A 16,800-nucleotide genomic window follows, 5' to 3' on the forward strand; every position below is an offset into this window, starting at 1 on the left:
ATTATGAACTATTTCACTTGAAAATACTCATCGGATCAGTGAAAAGTGTGCTCTTGTGCAACCTTGAAAAACTCTCATCATAACAGCGAATTTTCACGAGAGAAGTTGTGATAGGATGTTAAAGGTAAAAATTTGACTTATTTCTCAGTGTTCCATTTTAGGAGGGCAGTGCAGTGTCCGCAAAAGTTAATCAATTAGAACAAGAATTAAAAAAACGTATATTGGTATTAGATGGTGCAATGGGAACAATGATCCAACAACATAAGTTGTCGGAAGCCCAGTTTCGCGGAGAACGATTTGCGGATTGGCCGAGTGATTTAAAGGGAAATAATGATCTATTAGTCTTAACTCAGCCAGATATTATTCGAGATATCCATTCTCAATACTTTGAAGCGGGCGCGGATATTGTTGAAACCAATACTTTTAACTCAACATCCATTGCGATGGCTGATTATAAAATGGAATCACTTTCCGCTGAAATTAACGAAGTTGCTGCGCGTCTTGCCCGTGAATGTGCTGACGAGTGGACACGTAAAACCCCTGACCAGCCGCGTTATGTTGCCGGAGTTTTAGGCCCGACAAACCGCACTGCTTCTATTTCTCCTGATGTTAATGATCCTGCTTATCGCAATATCACCTTTGATCAACTCGTTGAAGCCTACCGTGAATCTACCCGATCTTTAGTAAACGGTGGGGTGGATCTGATCATGATCGAAACCATTTTTGACACATTGAATGCGAAAGCCGCGATCTTTGCGGTAGAAACCGAACTGGAAGCTTTGGGAGTTTCTCTACCTATTATGATCTCGGGTACGATCACGGATGCTTCAGGCCGGACATTATCAGGGCAAACAACAGAAGCATTTTATAACTCATTGCGCCATGCGCAGCCGATATCATTTGGCTTGAACTGTGCATTAGGCCCGGATGAGCTGCGCCAGTATATTGCTGAATTATCAAGGATTGCGGAATGTTATGTCAGTGCGCACCCTAATGCAGGGCTACCGAATGCGTTTGGTGAATATGATCTTGATGCGCAAAATATGGCTGAACAAATTCATGAATGGGCAACCGCAGGGTTCTTAAATATTGTTGGTGGGTGCTGTGGAACGACGCCATTACATATCAAAAAAATGGCAGAAGCCGTAAAAGGTATCACACCACGTCAATTACCGTCACTACCTGTTGAATGCCGTTTATCGGGTTTAGAACCGTTAAATATTGGCGAAAAATCGTTATTTGTTAACGTTGGGGAAAGAACCAATGTGACGGGGTCGGCAAAATTTAAGCGGCTGATTAAAGAAGAAAATTACCAAGAAGCCTTAGATGTGGCACGTCAGCAAGTTGAAAATGGTGCGCAAATCATCGACATCAATATGGATGAAGGGATGTTGGACTCCCACGCGGCGATGGTGCGTTTCTTGAATCTGATTGCTGGTGAGCCAGATATTGCTCGCGTGCCAATTATGATTGACTCCTCAAAATGGGAGGTGATCGAGGCGGGGCTTAAGTGCATACAAGGTAAGGGGATCGTCAATTCAATCTCAATGAAAGAGGGGGTTGAGGCATTTATTGAGCATGCTAAATTATTGCGCAAATATGGTGCTGCGGTGGTCGTCATGGCATTTGATGAAGTTGGCCAAGCAGATACACGTGAGCGGAAAATTGAAATTTGTCGCCGTGCTTATCAGATCCTTACCGAAGAGGTGGGCTTCCCTCCTGAAGACATTATTTTTGACCCAAATATTTTTGCCGTAGCCACAGGAATCGAAGAGCATAATAACTATGCCGTTGATTTTATTGAAGTCTGTAAGGACATTAAGGCTCAGTTACCTCATGCGATGATTTCTGGCGGGGTTTCCAACGTCTCCTTCTCATTTAGAGGAAACGACCCTGTACGTGAAGCAATTCATGCTGTTTTCCTGTATTACGCCATTCGTAATGGAATGGATATGGGGATCGTTAATGCGGGGCAGCTCGCTATCTATGATGACCTGCCTACTGAATTAAAAGATGCTGTTGAAGATGTGATTTTAAATCGCCGTGATGACAGTACAGAACGTTTGCTTGAACTGGCGGAAAAATACCGTGGAGCAGGGGCAGGAGAGCAGCAAGTTCAACAAGCGGAATGGCGTAGTTGGGAAGTTGAAAAGCGTCTTGAATACGCATTAGTGAAAGGTATTACCGAATTTATCATTGAAGATACTGAAGAAACACGCCAACGTGCTTCCAGCCCAATCGAAGTGATTGAAGGCCCCTTGATGAATGGTATGAATGTGGTTGGAGACCTATTTGGGGAAGGAAAAATGTTCTTACCTCAAGTGGTGAAATCTGCTCGGGTGATGAAACAGGCCGTAGCCTATTTAGAACCTTATATTCAAGAGCTTAAGCAGTCAGGTAGTAGTGCAGGAAAAATCTTACTCGCGACGGTAAAGGGCGATGTTCATGACATAGGCAAAAATATCGTTGGGGTTGTTCTGCAGTGTAATAACTATGAAATCATTGATTTAGGCGTGATGGTTCCGTGTGAAACTATTCTAAAAACAGCACGTGAAGAGAACGTCGATATTATTGGGTTATCCGGTTTGATCACGCCATCTCTTGATGAAATGGTGCACGTAGCTAAAGAGATGGAAAGACAAGGGTTTACCTTGCCATTACTGATTGGTGGGGCGACAACATCAAAAGCACACACTGCCGTGAAAATTGAGCCTAATTATAGTGGGCCACCGACTTACGTGCAAAATGCCTCTCGAACTGTGGGGGTTGTCGCAGCGCTATTGTCAGCAACACAAAAAGCAGATTTTGTTGCGCGCACTCGCCGTGAATATGAAACGGTTCGTCAGCAACATGGCCGTAGAAGGCCAAAAACACCGCCTGTGGCACTGGATGTGGCACGCGCTAATGCGGTTAATATTGATTGGCAACATTACCAACCACCTGTGCCAAAATTTCTTGGTATTCAAGAAGTCACCGCATCTATTTCAACGCTGAGAAACTATATTGATTGGACGCCATTTTTTATGACGTGGTCTCTGGCAGGTAAATACCCGCGGATCTTAGAGGATGAAGTGGTCGGTTCTGAAGCGCGTAAGCTATTGAAAGACGCCAATAATATGTTAGATAAGCTTGATAAAGAAAACTTATTAACGCCAAAAGGTATTTTTGGCTTATTCCCTGCAAACCGGGTTGGCGATGATATTGAAATTTATACCGATGAGTCGCGAAATCATGTGCAAGTCATGGGGCTGAATTTACGCCAACAAACTTTAAAAACTGAGTTTCCAAACTATTGTTTATCTGACTTTGTCGCGCCAAAGGACAGTGGTAAAGCCGATTATATTGGGGCTTTCGCAGTGACAGGGGGCTTAGAAGAAGACGCGCTTGCTGATGCATATGAACAACAGCATGATGACTATAATAAAATTATGGTTAAAGCGCTGGCGGATAGGCTAGCGGAGGCATTTGCTGAATATTTACACCAACAAGTCCGCATGCAATATTGGGGTTATGCAGACGATGAAAACTTGAGTAATGAAGAACTTATTCGCGAAAATTACCAAGGGATCCGCCCTGCACCGGGGTATCCGGCTTGCCCTGAGCATACAGAAAAGGCAAAAATTTGGCAGTTACTGGACGTGGAAACGCAAATTGGTATGCAACTCACCAGTTCCTATGCGATGTGGCCAGGGGCCTCGGTATCAGGCTGGTATTTTAGCCATCCTGAAAGTAAATATTTTGCGGTAGCCCAGCTACAAAAAGACCAAATTGAGGATTATGCAAAGCGTAAAGGGATGTCGGTGACGGAGTTGGAGCGTTGGCTAGCGCCAAACTTAGCTTATGACCCTGAAGATTAAAACAAGATCAATACATTGATTTTTCATGCATTCGGCACCATCTTATAGGTAATACATTAGAGGGGGCCAATGATGAGCTATGAATTTATTATTGAAGAAGAACTGCCACGCTCGGCAGTTTTTCCTTATCAGATCCAAAACAGTGCGGCGCCTGAAACGTTCATGATGAGCGAAGACGCGGTGAGCGCTATGATGAGTGTTTTACAGATCATGGATAAGCTTGATACCGATGATTCACTGGATGAGCACTGTTTTAATCAGATTTGGTTAAGAAGCGAGCTAACACCTGCAAGAGCAGAAGAAATTTACCTATTTTTAGAAGAAAATTTAGCAGTAGAACCCGTGCCTTCAGAGGACGAAATCGCGGCTTTTCATCAAGCCCAAATCGATGAAAATAAGCTGTTATCTCAAGAAAGCCCGAAAGACGGTATGGTACCCGTGCATAAATTTTCGACCAATGACGGTTGGTTGGTGACCACGAAAGAGTGTGAATGGATTGCGGAAGTGTTTTCACCAGAACTGGTGAGTGAAAACCACTTTGTCGTTTCTCAGATCTCTGAACTGTGTAAGATTAGCCACCACACATTGGAAGCTCTGTTAATTGAATGGGGTAAATTTAATTTATTTGCCAGTAAACACGGCGGTTACCGCGTTAACTAAGTACTGCGGCTTATTTCGGAGACAAAAGTTTCAGCAAGAAGCTGGCGTCTCCTCCGTTTTCTTAATAATTCCTTTGTTATTCTACTTTTTCAGCCAACATCCCTTATGAATTTTTTATTGGAGTGATATGTTAATGACAAACGCCAATAAATAGGTCATGGTGATGAAATTACGTTCTTTTCTGTTAGTTCTCTATGTTAGCGGTATTTCCCTTGCGCAAGCTGGCAATATTGTTGAAGCACCTTCTACGAAAGATAAACCGAATACGCTACAGGCGCAGCCTAAAAGCATGCCTATTTATGATGAATTCAAAGCAAAATTGAAGCTAGCGAATGCCGGAGATGAAGAGGCAATGGTGGATGTTGGGCTTGCTTATATGGATGGGACTGAATTTTTAGACGTCAATGAGCAAGAGGCTTATCGTTGGTTTAAAAAGGTGGCTGACCGAGATAATACAGATGGAGATTATTATCTTGGGATGTTATTGCAAAATCAGGAAAAATACCGACAAGCGGAACAATGGTATCGCCGAGGTGCTGAAAAAGGCGATGCTTATTGCCAATATGCGATGGGTTACTTATATGAACATGGCATTGGGGTTGAGCAAAATTTAAAGCAAGCGAAAGCATGGTATGCAGAGGCCGCGGAGCAAGAACATGCTAACGCACAGTTTGCGATGGGGTTGTTTTATCATGATGGGTTAGGTGGTGATATTGATTACCAGAAGGCTCGAGAGTGGTATGAAAGAAGTGCGGGAAATAATATTGCAGCCGCAGTGAATAACTTAGCGGTGATGTATGAAAATGGTGAGGGTGTAGAGCCGGACGCCGAAATGGCGATTTATTTATATCGTCAAGCTGCCAATATGGGCTCTGCGACAGCGCAAGTGAATATGGGTGATTTTTATCAAGAAGGTCATAGCGCAATAGAAAAGAATAGCTACCAAGCGATGTACTGGTATAAACGCGCTGCGCAACAGAACAATATTGCGGCCCAACTGGCGATTGCGAAAGCCTATGAGCAAGGTAATGGCGTTGGTAAAGATCTCTCTGAAGCCTTTCTATGGTATGAACGAGCAGCACAAAATAAATCCCAAGAAGCTGGAATGAAGGTAGCTGAATTCTATGAAAAAGGGTTAGGAGGGATTAAAAAAGACCCCAAAAAGGCTATTGAGTGGTATATATCACTTGCCAACAGTGATGGTAAAGCGGCTCAAATTAAGTTAGCGGAACTGTATGTGTCTGGTGAGCTGAAAAATGTTGATGTGAATGATATTTTGAGTTGGTTGCTGATTGCGCAAGAAAATAACATCGAAGCTCAAAACCAGTTAGCTATCTTTTATTTAACGGGAACGGGTGTGGCGAAAAACACACACAGAGCACGGCAATTGCTGGAAAAAGCGGCATTTAAGAAAAATAGCGATGCCCAAAACAACCTTGCAGTGATGTATGCACGAGGCGAGGGCGGTGAGAAAAATATTTTTCGTTCAGTAATGTGGTTTGAACGAGCGGTAGAACTCGGTAATGAAACCGCAAAAAGCAACTTGGCGCTTTTAAAACAGAATAAAGGCGTGACGGGAAAAATGTTGCAATACACTGGTAGTGTTGCGCAACCCAGCAAAAATGCTAGAGAGGATTAATTGTATAATATAGAAGGCGATCGAAATGATCGCCTTCTCGTTTTTTGATCAAATTCCCACACTATTCGAATAAGTTACTGTGCAAGGTACGAACGATCTCTTCAGCATCATTTCCAGGTACCAATAAACAAATATTGTGGCTACTTGCTCCATAGCTGATCATACGAATATTGAATGACTCAAGTGCCCCAAAAATTTGTCTTCCGAGGCCATTCACTTGCGACAGCTCATTACCAATGATTGCCACGAGCGCTAAATCTTCTTCCACTTCAACACGGCATAATGCGGATAGTTCTGTCATTAGCGCATTGGTGAGTAAACTGCCGTTAGTTCCCGTTGAACCTGTTGTGTCTAAGGTTAGGGCGACACTGACCTCTGAAGTCGTAATTAGATCCACTGAAATATTGTGGCGCAGTAAAATGGTGAAAATTTCCGCTAAGAAACCGCGTGCGTGCAGCATTTTTAGACTGTGCAAGGTGAGTAGCGTTTGTTTACGGCGCAGTGCTAATGCCCTAAATTGTGGTGGATTCGTGGTTTTATCACACACAATGGTGCCGCCGGCTTCGGGGGCTTTACTTGAACCGACAAAAACTGGGATCCCCGCACGTACTGCAGGAAGGAGTGTCGCAGGATGCAAAATTTTTGCGCCAAAGGTCGCCATTTCTGCCGCTTCATCGAAAGCAATTTCATCAATGCGTTGGGCACTCGGTACGACGCGAGGGTCAGTGGTGTAAATTCCAGGAACGTCAGTCCAAATATCTACACGTGATAAATTAAGGACTTCAGCTAACAAAGCGGCGGTGTAGTCACTTCCACCGCGCCCAAGAGTGGTCGTGCGGCCTTTTTCATCACGACCAATAAACCCTTGAGTAATGACAACCGACTCAGTAAGGCGTGGCATGAGTTGTTGTTCTGACAATGCTTTTAGCTGAGCAAGTTCTGGTTCAGCACGGCCAAAGCTGTCATTCGTTCTCATCACTTTGCGTACGTCAAACCATTGGGAGTTAGCATTACGTTGGCGTAGTACTTCAACAAATAGTAAGGTTGACATTAATTCGCCGTGGCTCACCATTTCATCCGTTAATGCATCAGAAGTGGCTAAAGCAGCCGAATCAGCTAAATGAGCAATATTATCGAGTAATCGATTGATTTCCTCACGAATAACATCAGCAGTTTGTAAGTTATCAATAATTGCGTATTGAATATCCTTCACTTTTTTCAGCAGTTCATTACGTTTATCAGCATCGCAACCTTCGGCCAGTTCGATTAATAAATTGGTAATGCCAGCAGAGGCGGAAAGTACCACAACTCGCACATTTGGGTTGGAGAGAACAATATTGGCGCTGTTGTTCATCGCTTCAAAGTTAGCGACGCTAGTGCCGCCAAATTTGGCGATAACATACTGATGATTGTCTGTTGAAGACGCTGCGATATTCATGGTGTCAATCCCTTTGGTTAAACCTAATCTTTATATAGATTTATCGGGTAAATAGGATTGCGTCAATCAAGAATCGAAGTAAATCAGTAATTCTAATGATAGGTAATTTATTATCGGTTTTCTCAATATACCCGGCATACTCGTCATACTTCGATCTGCATGGGTGTTGACTGCTCTCAGATAACCGAATCACATACTTTTGTATGCTCATCGGTCTATCTTCGCTTGTCGCCTACATGCAACTCGAATTATTTAGAGTATATACTCGTTATATTTCAATTAGTTTGGGTGTTGACTGCTCTCAGATAACCGAATCACATACTTTTGTATGCTCATCGGTCTATCTTCGCTTGTCGCCTACATGCAACTCGAATTATTTAGAGTATATACTCGTTATATTTCAAGCAGTTTGGGTGTTGACTGCGCTCAGATAACCGAATCACATACTTTTGTATGCTCATCGGTCTATCTTCGCTTGTCGCCTACATGCAACTCGAATTATTTAGAGTATATACTCGTTATATTTCAAGCAGTTTGGGTGTTGACTGCGCTCAGATAACCGAATCACATACTTTTGTATGCTCATCGGTCTATCTTCGCTTGTCGCCTACATGCAACTCGAATTATTTAGAGTATATACTCGTTATATTTCAAGCAGTTTGGGTGTTGACTGCGCTCAGATAACCGAATCACATACTTTTGTATGCTCATCGGTCTATCTTCGCTTGTCGCCTACATGCAACTCGAATTATTTAGAGTATATACTCGTTATATTTCAATCAGTTTGGGGGTTGACTGCTCTCAGATAACCGGATCATATACTTTTGTATACGTATCAGTCTAGAAAGTGTGTATTTTAATAAAATGGGTAATTAAGTCTGGAAAAGTGCGGCAGAATTGGGGAATATCAATATAACGCAGAAAACCGATAAGTCTCGTTTTCGTGACGGGGTACAATCTATTTCTATTTAAAATTATTTGGAGAGTGTTATCCATGAGAAGTATTAATCCAAGCCAGACGGCTGCATGGCGGGCGCTAGAGCAACATTTTGCGCAAATGAAAAATGTCCATATGCGCGATTTGTTTGCACAGGATAAAGACCGCTTCACTCATTTTTCGGCAACGTTCGATGGTCAAATCTTAGTGGATTTCTCCAAAAATAGAATTACGCAAGAAACATTGGAACATTTATTGGCCTTAGCAAAAGAAACAGAGCTAGAAAGCGCCATTAACAGTATGTTCCAAGGTGAAAAAATTAACCGTACTGAAAACCGTGCGGTACTACATACTGCTTTGCGTAACCGCGATAACACCCCTATTTATGTTGATGGCAAAGATGTCATGCCAGAAGTGAATGCAGTATTGGAAAAAATGCAGCAATTTAGTCAGCGTATTATCAGCGGTGATTGGAAGGGTTACACCGGTAAAGCGATTACGGATGTGGTGAACATCGGTATTGGTGGTTCAGACCTTGGTCCATTTATGGTGACAGAAGCACTGCGTCCATACAAAAACCACCTAAACATGCATTTTGTATCGAATGTGGATGGTACGCAAATTGCGGAAACACTGAAAAAGCTGAACCCAGAAACAACACTGTTTTTAATTGCGTCCAAAACCTTTACAACGCAAGAAACCATGACGAATGCGCATTCTGCTCGTGATTGGTTCTTGGCGGCGGCAAAAGATGAAAGTCAAGTGGCTAAGCATTTTGTGGCACTTTCAACGAATGGCGAAGAAGTCGCGAAGTTTGGTATTGATACCAACAATATGTTTGAATTTTGGGATTGGGTTGGTGGCCGTTATTCATTATGGTCAGCGATTGGTTTATCCATTATTTTATCGGTCGGCTTTGATAATTTCGTTCAATTATTGAACGGTGCCCATGCGATGGATAAACATTTCACCCAAACTCCGCTAGAAAAGAACATCCCCGTGTTGTTAGGTTTGATTGGCATTTGGTACAACAATTTTTTTGAGGCGGAAACTGAAGCGATTCTGCCATACGATCAATACATGCATCGTTTTGCCGCTTACTTCCAACAAGGTAATATGGAATCGAACGGTAAATATATTGGTCGTGATGGAAAACCTGTTACTTATCAAACGGGCCCGATTATTTGGGGTGAGCCGGGAACCAATGGCCAACATGCGTTTTATCAGTTGATCCACCAAGGAACTAAGATGATCCCATGTGATTTTATCGCACCTGCGGTAACCCATAACCCGTTAGGGGATCATCACGAAAAATTATTATCTAATTTCTTTGCGCAAACCGAAGCACTGGCGTTTGGTAAAACTCGTGAAGTGGTTGATGCCGAGTTTGCTGCGCAAGGTAAAAATGTCGCGGATATGGAATATGTTGCGCCTTATAAGGTGTTTGAAGGCAACCGCCCAACTAACTCTATCTTATTGAAATCAATCACGCCATATTCGTTAGGTGCATTGATTGCGATGTATGAGCACAAAATATTCACTCAAGGGGCGATTTTAAATATCTTTACTTTCGACCAATGGGGCGTGGAGTTAGGTAAACAACTCGCAAGCCGTATCCTGCCTGAATTAGAAAATAGTGATACCGTGAGTAGCCATGATAGCTCGACCAATGGTTTGATTAACAGCTACAAAGCTTGGCGATAAATTAATAACGTATTATTTAAATAGTTAAATGTAAGGTAGGAAGTTCCTACCTTACATTGTTTAACTGACATACTGTCCATCAGGCTGTTTTTTAATCAAACAAATTCATTTTGTTACGATATTAATGAATTTTATTATTATCGATAACTTGCTAGTAATTAAAAAATTTTTCACTATATTTTTACATTTTGTGTTGAAAATGTGACTTTTTATATAAATTGTTAGCTAACTTTAACCTTGTCGTAAAACAACGTGATATCCTATTGCGTAAGAAATACAGTAAATCATAACCATGTTATTCATGGTGGAATTTTAAGTAATGGATGAAACGCTTTTTACTTCTCAGCCGATTCACTGGCTGGCGGAGAACGATAAAAACGATAAAATAGTGCCTGCCAATATACTAGATTGGCTACTAGAGCTTGGCTCCATGACAAAACGTTTTGAGCAGCATAGCCAGCAAGTTACCGTGATACCTTATTTAGAGCGCTATGTATCGCAAGATAAGCTGAGCGCGGATGAAGTGCAGTCTCTACCTGAAAGCCCGCGTTATTGGGTCAGAGAAGTTGTCATGTATGGAGATGGTATCCCTTGGTTACTGGGCCGAACAATAATCCCTGAAGAAACACTGACTGATGATGACCAACAACTGGTGGATATTGGGAGAATGCCATTAGGGCGTTATTTATTTAGCCGCGAGAGTTTAACTCGAGATTATATCCATATTGGTTCTTGCGCAAATCGGTGGGTACGTAGTTCTCGGTTAAGACTATCGAATAAACCGTTGCTGTTAACAGAAATATTTTTACCTGAATCACCTGCATATCGCTAACTATCCTAAGTACTTTGAGTTTTCAGGTCTCTGCAATGACACTATGCCAACAAATATAAATCAGTAAGTTGCCGAGTTTGGTGGTATTAAAATATACCTAATTTGAAGTATGATGGAATTCGAAAAGGAGCACGATAAAGTGGAGGGAAGTATGACGCTAAGTAAATGGCATGCATACAGCCGTTTAATGCGTATTGATAGACCCATTGGCTCATTGTTGCTATTGTGGCCGACGTATTGGGCATTATGGATTGCGGCTCAAGGTACGCCAAGTTTACATCTTTTGATTGTATTTACTGCTGGCGTATTCTTTATGCGTGCTGCTGGTTGTGTCATTAATGATTTTGCTGACCGCCATTTTGATGGCCACGTAGAGCGGACTAAACACCGCCCACTCCCGAGTGGGGACGTAACAGAAAAAGAAGCAAAAATATTGTTTGCAAGCCTTGTTGGCCTCTCTTTTCTGCTAGTTTTGACACTCAATTCCATGACCATTTGGTTGTCGGTTGCAGGTTTGGCTTTGGCATGGGTTTATCCCTTTGTTAAGAGAGTCAGTAACTTACCCCAAGTGGTATTAGGTGCGGCTTTTGGTTGGTCAATTCCAATGTCTTTCTCTGCTGTTGGTGAAACTTTGCCAGCTGTTTGTTGGTTACTGTTTTTAGTTAATATTATTTGGTCGGTGATCTACGATACTCAGTATGCAATGGTAGACCGCGATGATGATTTAAAAATTGGTGTGAAATCAACCGCTATTCTATTCGGGCAATATGACAAACTGATTATTGGTTTGCTGCAATTACTGATGGTTGGCTTATTATTGGTGATTGGTTCACTGGCGGGTTTAGGAACCCTTTATTATATTTCATTAGTGTTAGTTGCGGGTTTATTTATCTATCAGCAGCAATTGATGGTTAACCGTGAACGTGCGCCTTGCTTTAAAGCTTTTATGAACAATAACTTTGTTGGCTTAATATTGTTTATTGGTATTTTTATCAGTTATTTTTAAATTACAGTTATTGAGCCAAAGTGAAAAAGGTCATGTTATTTCTAACATGACCTTTTTTGTTTTATTGGCTTGAGAAAAGGCGATTAGCTTTTCACTTGTTCCGGAGATTGCGTGCTTTCAGTTGGTTTTTTTTCAGAAAACTCATCATCTTGACTAACACTTTCAATAGTTAAGCGAATCTCAGGTGACATCAATCGAGCCAGAACGGCATACAGTTTTTGCGCATTGGTGACAAAGATATCATTTTCATTATTATCAATGTAGCCTTCTTCTCTCAGGGTATCGACCAATGTGGAGAATACCGCTTTATCAAAGAATTCAGGAGCGTTGATACCATGCAAAACAGAAAGGCGTTGTGCAAGGATACGGCTTTGTTTTTCCAGCGTATTACGGCTGATTTCAGGGCTCGCATTGAGTAATGATAATGTGATTGCATAACGTTGCAGAGTTTCACGTACGCCAGCAGCTAAGAGCTGTAATGGACGAATACGGCGAGGATTTAACACCACTATGTCGTCTTCTTTTAAGCAAATCAGCTTTTGGTTATTTAGCTCATCAATTAGCGTATCTACCGCCTCGTGTAGCTCATCACTGTTATAACGCATAAACAGTTCTGCTTTTAAGAACGGATAAATTTGGCCTACTTGATAGTGAATGTCTTGGCGACTAATGCGTTCATAGTGCAATACAATGCTAGCAATTAGTGATGGTAATACCAATAAATGATGGATATTGTTACGGTAATAGGTCATTAAGACGGCATTTTCGCGAGGAAGGATAATAATATCCCCCATGCTGTCTTTTTCGACTTCGAATTTATCCATTTGCAAAGCATGTTCTAACAATTGCTCTGCTGTTTTATTTGGGGTCGTCGCATCTGCGGTGTATGGCACATTGCGCAATAATTGCAGGTAACATTCGACTTGTTCAATCAGTTGCTCACGAGTGAGTGAGCGTTGACGAGAAGCCAGTAACGCAGTCGCACACAGGTTAATCGCATTGGCTGCGGCTGCATTATTAATATTGACCATAATGTTATCGGCTAACGAACTGACCGTTGGGTTTAGCCACGTTGGTCTTTGTGGTTCGATAGGGTCGATAGAGTCGCGCCAATCAGGCACGCGCTGGTTAAGGTAATGAGGTAATGAAATGGGTTGACCGAAGTTAACATACCCTTGGCCTAGGTTACGCAATTTACGTAAGCCGCGAACCATAGAGAAAAAGCCTTCTTTCTCTTTTTCTGCGCCGCGAAGTTCTTTGGCATAAGTTCCCACTTCCATCACATGCTCATACCCAATGTAGATAGGAACGATGGTGATAGGGCGTGAGTCACCGCGCAACATCGCTTGTAACGTCATTGAGAGGGTACCCGTCTTAGGCTGTAATAAACGACCGGTACGTGAGCGCCCACCTTCCACAAAGTATTCGATGGAGTAACCCCGAGCAAACAACTCACTTAAATATTCGCGAAAAACAGTCGAATACAGTTTATTTCCTTTGAACGTACGGCGAATAAAAAAGGCCCCTAAACGGCGGAAAATCGGCCCTGCTGGCCAGAAATTGAGGTTGATCCCCGCGGCAATATGAGGTGGAACTAGCCCTTGATGGTATAGCACATATGAGAGCAGTAAGTAGTCCATATGGCTGCGGTGAGAGGGGACATAAACGATTTCATGGCCGTCTTGTGCAAGCTGGCGGACCCGTTCAGCGTGCTGAACATTGATGCCTTGATAAAGACGGTTCCAAGTCCAACTAAGAACCCTATCCGTTAAACGTACGGCTTCATAAGAGAAATTGGCTGCAATTTCTTCCATCATCCCAACGGCATTTTGCTGGGCTTTTTTGAGTGGAATTTTTTTACTACGCGCTTCGTCTTCAACGGCTTTTTCAATCGCTTTAGACGTTAATAGCTTATTAAACAGCTCATAACGTGCAGGGAGTTTTGGCCCAACTGCTGCTAGGCGTTGGCGCGAATAGTGAATACGCGCGACACGGGCGAGTTTGTTGGCAATAATGGAGTCTGTGCCGTGGTCTTGTGCCATTTTCCCAATTGAGACAATGGGTGATAAACGCACGAAGCTGTCACGCCCTAACCATAAAACTGCAAAGAATTTTTGAATCCCATTTAACAGTTTCAATGGTGGTGCTGGAGTATGGCCTTCACGACCCGGTGAGCGGCCAAACATCACGGATGCAGGTAGCATTTGAATATCTAGATTTGGATTGTTTTTATGCAAATCTAAATAAGCATGGAAAGTTTTTACTGAATCCTTACGTGGATTCGGTGAATAATAGCGAAAAACACGTGGGCCATCATCGATAAAAACGTACGCCGGAAGCTTCGTTCCATTGATATCATTGTCGACCAGAGGGTCTGGCAGACCAATAGCTAAGCATTGATGCCGTAGCGTGAGGAGGTCAGACTTCGAATGATAAGGTAATACGTATAGGGTTGGCCTGTTGACATCAAGCTGCAACTCAGTGACGGGATCCGAAGGAATTAGTTTACTTTTTACCAATAATTTAAGTGGTAAATTCAACGTGTTGTAATATATTTTACGCCATAGTGACATAAATGATTATAGCCTCTTGTTAACAATGCTGCGCAATCATACCAGAAATACATGGTTAGATCTGTTACTGACAATTCACTTTGACCGTAAAAATCGATTATTGTTTGCATTTTTTAAGGAATAAATATGGCGAGTCAAGTTAAGGGGTTCACGCGAGTGATCAAAGCGGCGGGATATTCCCTTAAAGGTTTGAAGGCAGCTTGGGTTAATGAAGCCGCATTTAGGCAGGAATCTGTTGCTGCGATTATCGCAATTTTTATCGCATTTTATTTAGATATCAGCTATATAGATAGAATTTTGTTAGTGAGTTCAGTTGTCCTCGTGGCAATAGTCGAATTATTGAATAGTGCGATAGAAGCCGTAGTTGACCGTATTGGTAGTGAGTATCATGAACTGTCAGGAAGAGCTAAAGATATTGGTTCCGCTGCGGTATTTGTGAGTATCGGCTTAGCGCTATTTATTTGGGCACTGGTATTATGGCAGCGTTATTTCTCTGGCTAAGGCGTTCGGGTGCTTAATAGGGTAAAAAGAAAGTAAATCGATAACAAATGCTTAAATTGAGCGATTTAACTGTTCCAAATCTTCATTTACCTGTATATACTCACAGTTTGACTGTATAAACAAACAGGGGAACGGAATGAAAGCACTGACGGCTCGACAACAGCAGGTTTACGATCTGGTGCGCGATCACATTTCGCAGACGGGTATGCCTCCTACACGTGCTGAGATAGCAGCAAGCCTTGGTTTTCGTTCGCCTAATGCGGCAGAAGAACATTTAAAGGCCTTAGCGCGCAAAGGGGTTATTGAAATCGTTTCAGGCGCATCCCGAGGTATTCGTCTGCTTCTTGAAGAAGAAACAGAAGACCAGGGGTTACCTCTGATTGGACGTGTTGCCGCTGGCGAACCATTATTAGCGCAGGAACATATTGAAAGTCACTATCAAGTTGACCCTGAGCTATTTAAACCACACGCAGATTTTTTGTTGCGTGTGAATGGGATGTCCATGAAAGATATTGGCATTATGGATGGTGATTTATTAGCTGTGCATAAAACGCAGAATGTCCATAACGGGCAAGTGGTTGTTGCTCGTATCGAAGATGAAGTTACTGTTAAACGTTTTAAGCAACAGGGTAACCGTGTTGAATTAATAGCAGAAAACCCAGAATTCGAACCTATTATTGTTGACTTACGTCAGCAAAATTTCACTATTGAAGGTTTGGCTGTTGGGGTTATCCGTAATAGTGATTGGTATTAAGTTCCTTTAGTCGCTAGCCGTAATGGTAGGTTACAGGCGGGAAGGACGATTGCAGGCAGATTTCATAGTTTCATTCTGAGGTCTGCCTGTTTTGTTTATTTTATTTCTTTATCTTCTCTATTTTTGCATTTCATCAAGCAATTTATCAACGCAGCTACTTATTTTTTCTTCTGGGCGATAGGTTGTTCATGGTTATGATGACAATGTTCGTGATCTTGGCAGCTATTCATTTCGTCACAATTTTTACATAAGCCGTGGTTTTCCACCACTGTATGTCTTAAGCGGAATTGGTGTTCATCTGCTAAATTAATGATTGCAGCTTCTATTGTTGTGCAATCACTTTCCGTTACGCTTCCACACTGGTCACAAATTAACATAACAGAGATATGGCTCGGGTTATCAAAATGGTGACAGACGACATAACTGTTCGTTGATTCAATTTTATGGATAAAACCTTGCTCCATTAAAAACTCAAGGCCACGATAAACTGTAGGTGGTTTAGCTTGAGGTTCAATTTCACGTAGTAAGTCAAGTAAATCATAAGCACTGATTGCGCCATGCTGCTGTGCTATCAGGCGTAATACTGTTTCTCTTTGTGGTGTCAACCTGACGCCTCTTGATTGGCAAATATTCTCGGCCATTGCAAGGATTTTGTCTTCATTCATTCTTTTCATCTAATCGGCCTCAATATTCGAAAATGCAAACAATTACTGCTAATAAGCTTATCATATTTTTGAGATCAGGAATGCGCGGGGATACATTGTTTTATATTTATATTATTTCTATTTAAAGGGAAATATAAGCAAACGATTATCTGGAAAAACAGATAATTAGAATACTCAAAACAAGCCTATCCTCTTTGTTTTTCTTAAACAAAAAACTCGATGTTGTTTAACAAA

At 42.0% G+C, this 16,800-nt stretch carries 11 protein-coding genes; 8 read left to right on the forward strand and 3 right to left on the reverse strand.

What is annotated here, in order from left to right:
* Positions 1-173 precede the first annotated feature (173 nt).
* The 3 genes from metH (at position 174) to M1F25_RS01560 (ending at position 6,156) form a co-directional block, all read left to right on the forward strand.
* Positions 174-3,857 carry a methionine synthase gene (metH, locus tag M1F25_RS01550; RefSeq protein ID WP_318836621.1) on the forward strand — a complete coding sequence of 1,228 codons (3,684 nt, stop codon included), beginning with the start codon at positions 174-176 and terminating at the stop codon, positions 3,855-3,857.
* A 69-nt stretch (positions 3,858-3,926) separates the two neighbouring features.
* Entirely contained in the window at positions 3,927-4,517 is a 591-nt protein-coding gene (locus tag M1F25_RS01555) for a hypothetical protein (RefSeq protein ID WP_181489119.1), read from the forward strand.
* 163 nt (positions 4,518-4,680) lie between these two features.
* The gene (locus M1F25_RS01560) at positions 4,681-6,156 is read left to right on the forward strand and encodes an SEL1-like repeat protein (RefSeq protein WP_232368712.1); all 1,476 of its coding nucleotides are present in this window, start codon (positions 4,681-4,683) and stop codon (positions 6,154-6,156) included.
* Between the two features lie 61 nt (positions 6,157-6,217).
* Here M1F25_RS01560 and lysC read toward each other — a convergent pair whose 3' ends face one another.
* Positions 6,218-7,594, reverse strand: coding sequence for a lysine-sensitive aspartokinase 3 (gene lysC / locus M1F25_RS01565; RefSeq protein WP_004261326.1), 1,377 nt, complete (start codon positions 7,592-7,594; stop codon positions 6,218-6,220).
* A gap of 994 nt (positions 7,595-8,588) precedes the next feature.
* Between lysC and pgi the strand changes: the two genes are divergently transcribed.
* The 3 genes from pgi (at position 8,589) to ubiA (ending at position 12,073) form a co-directional block, all read left to right on the forward strand.
* Positions 8,589-10,235, forward strand: coding sequence for a glucose-6-phosphate isomerase (gene pgi, locus M1F25_RS01570; protein ID WP_181489123.1), 1,647 nt, complete (start codon positions 8,589-8,591; stop codon positions 10,233-10,235).
* A gap of 319 nt (positions 10,236-10,554) precedes the next feature.
* Positions 10,555-11,067, forward strand: a complete 513-nt coding sequence (gene ubiC / locus M1F25_RS01575) for a chorismate lyase (RefSeq protein ID WP_094962860.1) — start codon at positions 10,555-10,557, stop codon at positions 11,065-11,067.
* Between the two features lie 151 nt (positions 11,068-11,218).
* Positions 11,219-12,073, forward strand: a complete 855-nt coding sequence (ubiA, locus tag M1F25_RS01580; RefSeq protein WP_112307368.1) for a 4-hydroxybenzoate octaprenyltransferase — start codon at positions 11,219-11,221, stop codon at positions 12,071-12,073.
* Between the two features lie 83 nt (positions 12,074-12,156).
* On the opposite strand, the gene plsB is transcribed toward ubiA, so the two are convergent.
* A complete protein-coding gene (gene plsB / locus M1F25_RS01585; RefSeq protein ID WP_004261319.1) occupies positions 12,157-14,646 on the reverse strand; it encodes a glycerol-3-phosphate 1-O-acyltransferase PlsB in 2,490 nt (829 codons plus the stop codon).
* A 126-nt stretch (positions 14,647-14,772) separates the two neighbouring features.
* Here plsB and M1F25_RS01590 point away from each other — a divergent pair, with 126 nt between their 5' ends.
* Together M1F25_RS01590 and lexA are read left to right on the forward strand one after the other, a co-directional pair.
* Positions 14,773-15,147 carry a diacylglycerol kinase gene (locus M1F25_RS01590; RefSeq protein ID WP_004261317.1) on the forward strand — a complete coding sequence of 125 codons (375 nt, stop codon included), beginning with the start codon at positions 14,773-14,775 and terminating at the stop codon, positions 15,145-15,147.
* A gap of 136 nt (positions 15,148-15,283) precedes the next feature.
* Positions 15,284-15,901, forward strand: a complete 618-nt coding sequence (lexA, locus tag M1F25_RS01595) for a transcriptional repressor LexA (protein WP_004261314.1) — start codon at positions 15,284-15,286, stop codon at positions 15,899-15,901.
* A 158-nt stretch (positions 15,902-16,059) separates the two neighbouring features.
* Here the strand turns inward: lexA and zur are convergent, their stop codons facing one another.
* Positions 16,060-16,575 (reverse strand): zinc uptake transcriptional repressor Zur, encoded by a 516-nt coding sequence (gene zur / locus M1F25_RS01600; RefSeq protein ID WP_004261310.1) that lies wholly within the window; start codon positions 16,573-16,575, stop codon positions 16,060-16,062.
* Positions 16,576-16,800 lie beyond the last annotated feature (225 nt).

The organism is Providencia sp. PROV109, from assembly GCF_033681625.1.
GTDB classification, from domain to species: Bacteria; Pseudomonadota; Gammaproteobacteria; order Enterobacterales; family Enterobacteriaceae; genus Providencia; species Providencia hangzhouensis.

Coding starts and splice junctions, on each gene's coding strand:
- lysC (WP_004261326.1), bottom strand. CDS start 7,594: ATGAATATCGCAGCGTCTTCAACAGACAATCATCAGTATGTTATCGCC.
- plsB (WP_004261319.1), bottom strand. CDS start 14,646: ATGTCACTATGGCGTAAAATATATTACAACACGTTGAATTTACCACTT.
- ubiA (WP_112307368.1), top strand. CDS start 11,219: ATGACGCTAAGTAAATGGCATGCATACAGCCGTTTAATGCGTATTGAT.
- M1F25_RS01560 (WP_232368712.1), top strand. CDS start 4,681: ATGAAATTACGTTCTTTTCTGTTAGTTCTCTATGTTAGCGGTATTTCC.
- pgi (WP_181489123.1), top strand. CDS start 8,589: ATGAGAAGTATTAATCCAAGCCAGACGGCTGCATGGCGGGCGCTAGAG.
- M1F25_RS01590 (WP_004261317.1), top strand. CDS start 14,773: ATGGCGAGTCAAGTTAAGGGGTTCACGCGAGTGATCAAAGCGGCGGGA.
- zur (WP_004261310.1), bottom strand. CDS start 16,575: ATGAAAAGAATGAATGAAGACAAAATCCTTGCAATGGCCGAGAATATT.
- lexA (WP_004261314.1), top strand. CDS start 15,284: ATGAAAGCACTGACGGCTCGACAACAGCAGGTTTACGATCTGGTGCGC.
- ubiC (WP_094962860.1), top strand. CDS start 10,555: ATGGATGAAACGCTTTTTACTTCTCAGCCGATTCACTGGCTGGCGGAG.
- M1F25_RS01555 (WP_181489119.1), top strand. CDS start 3,927: ATGATGAGCTATGAATTTATTATTGAAGAAGAACTGCCACGCTCGGCA.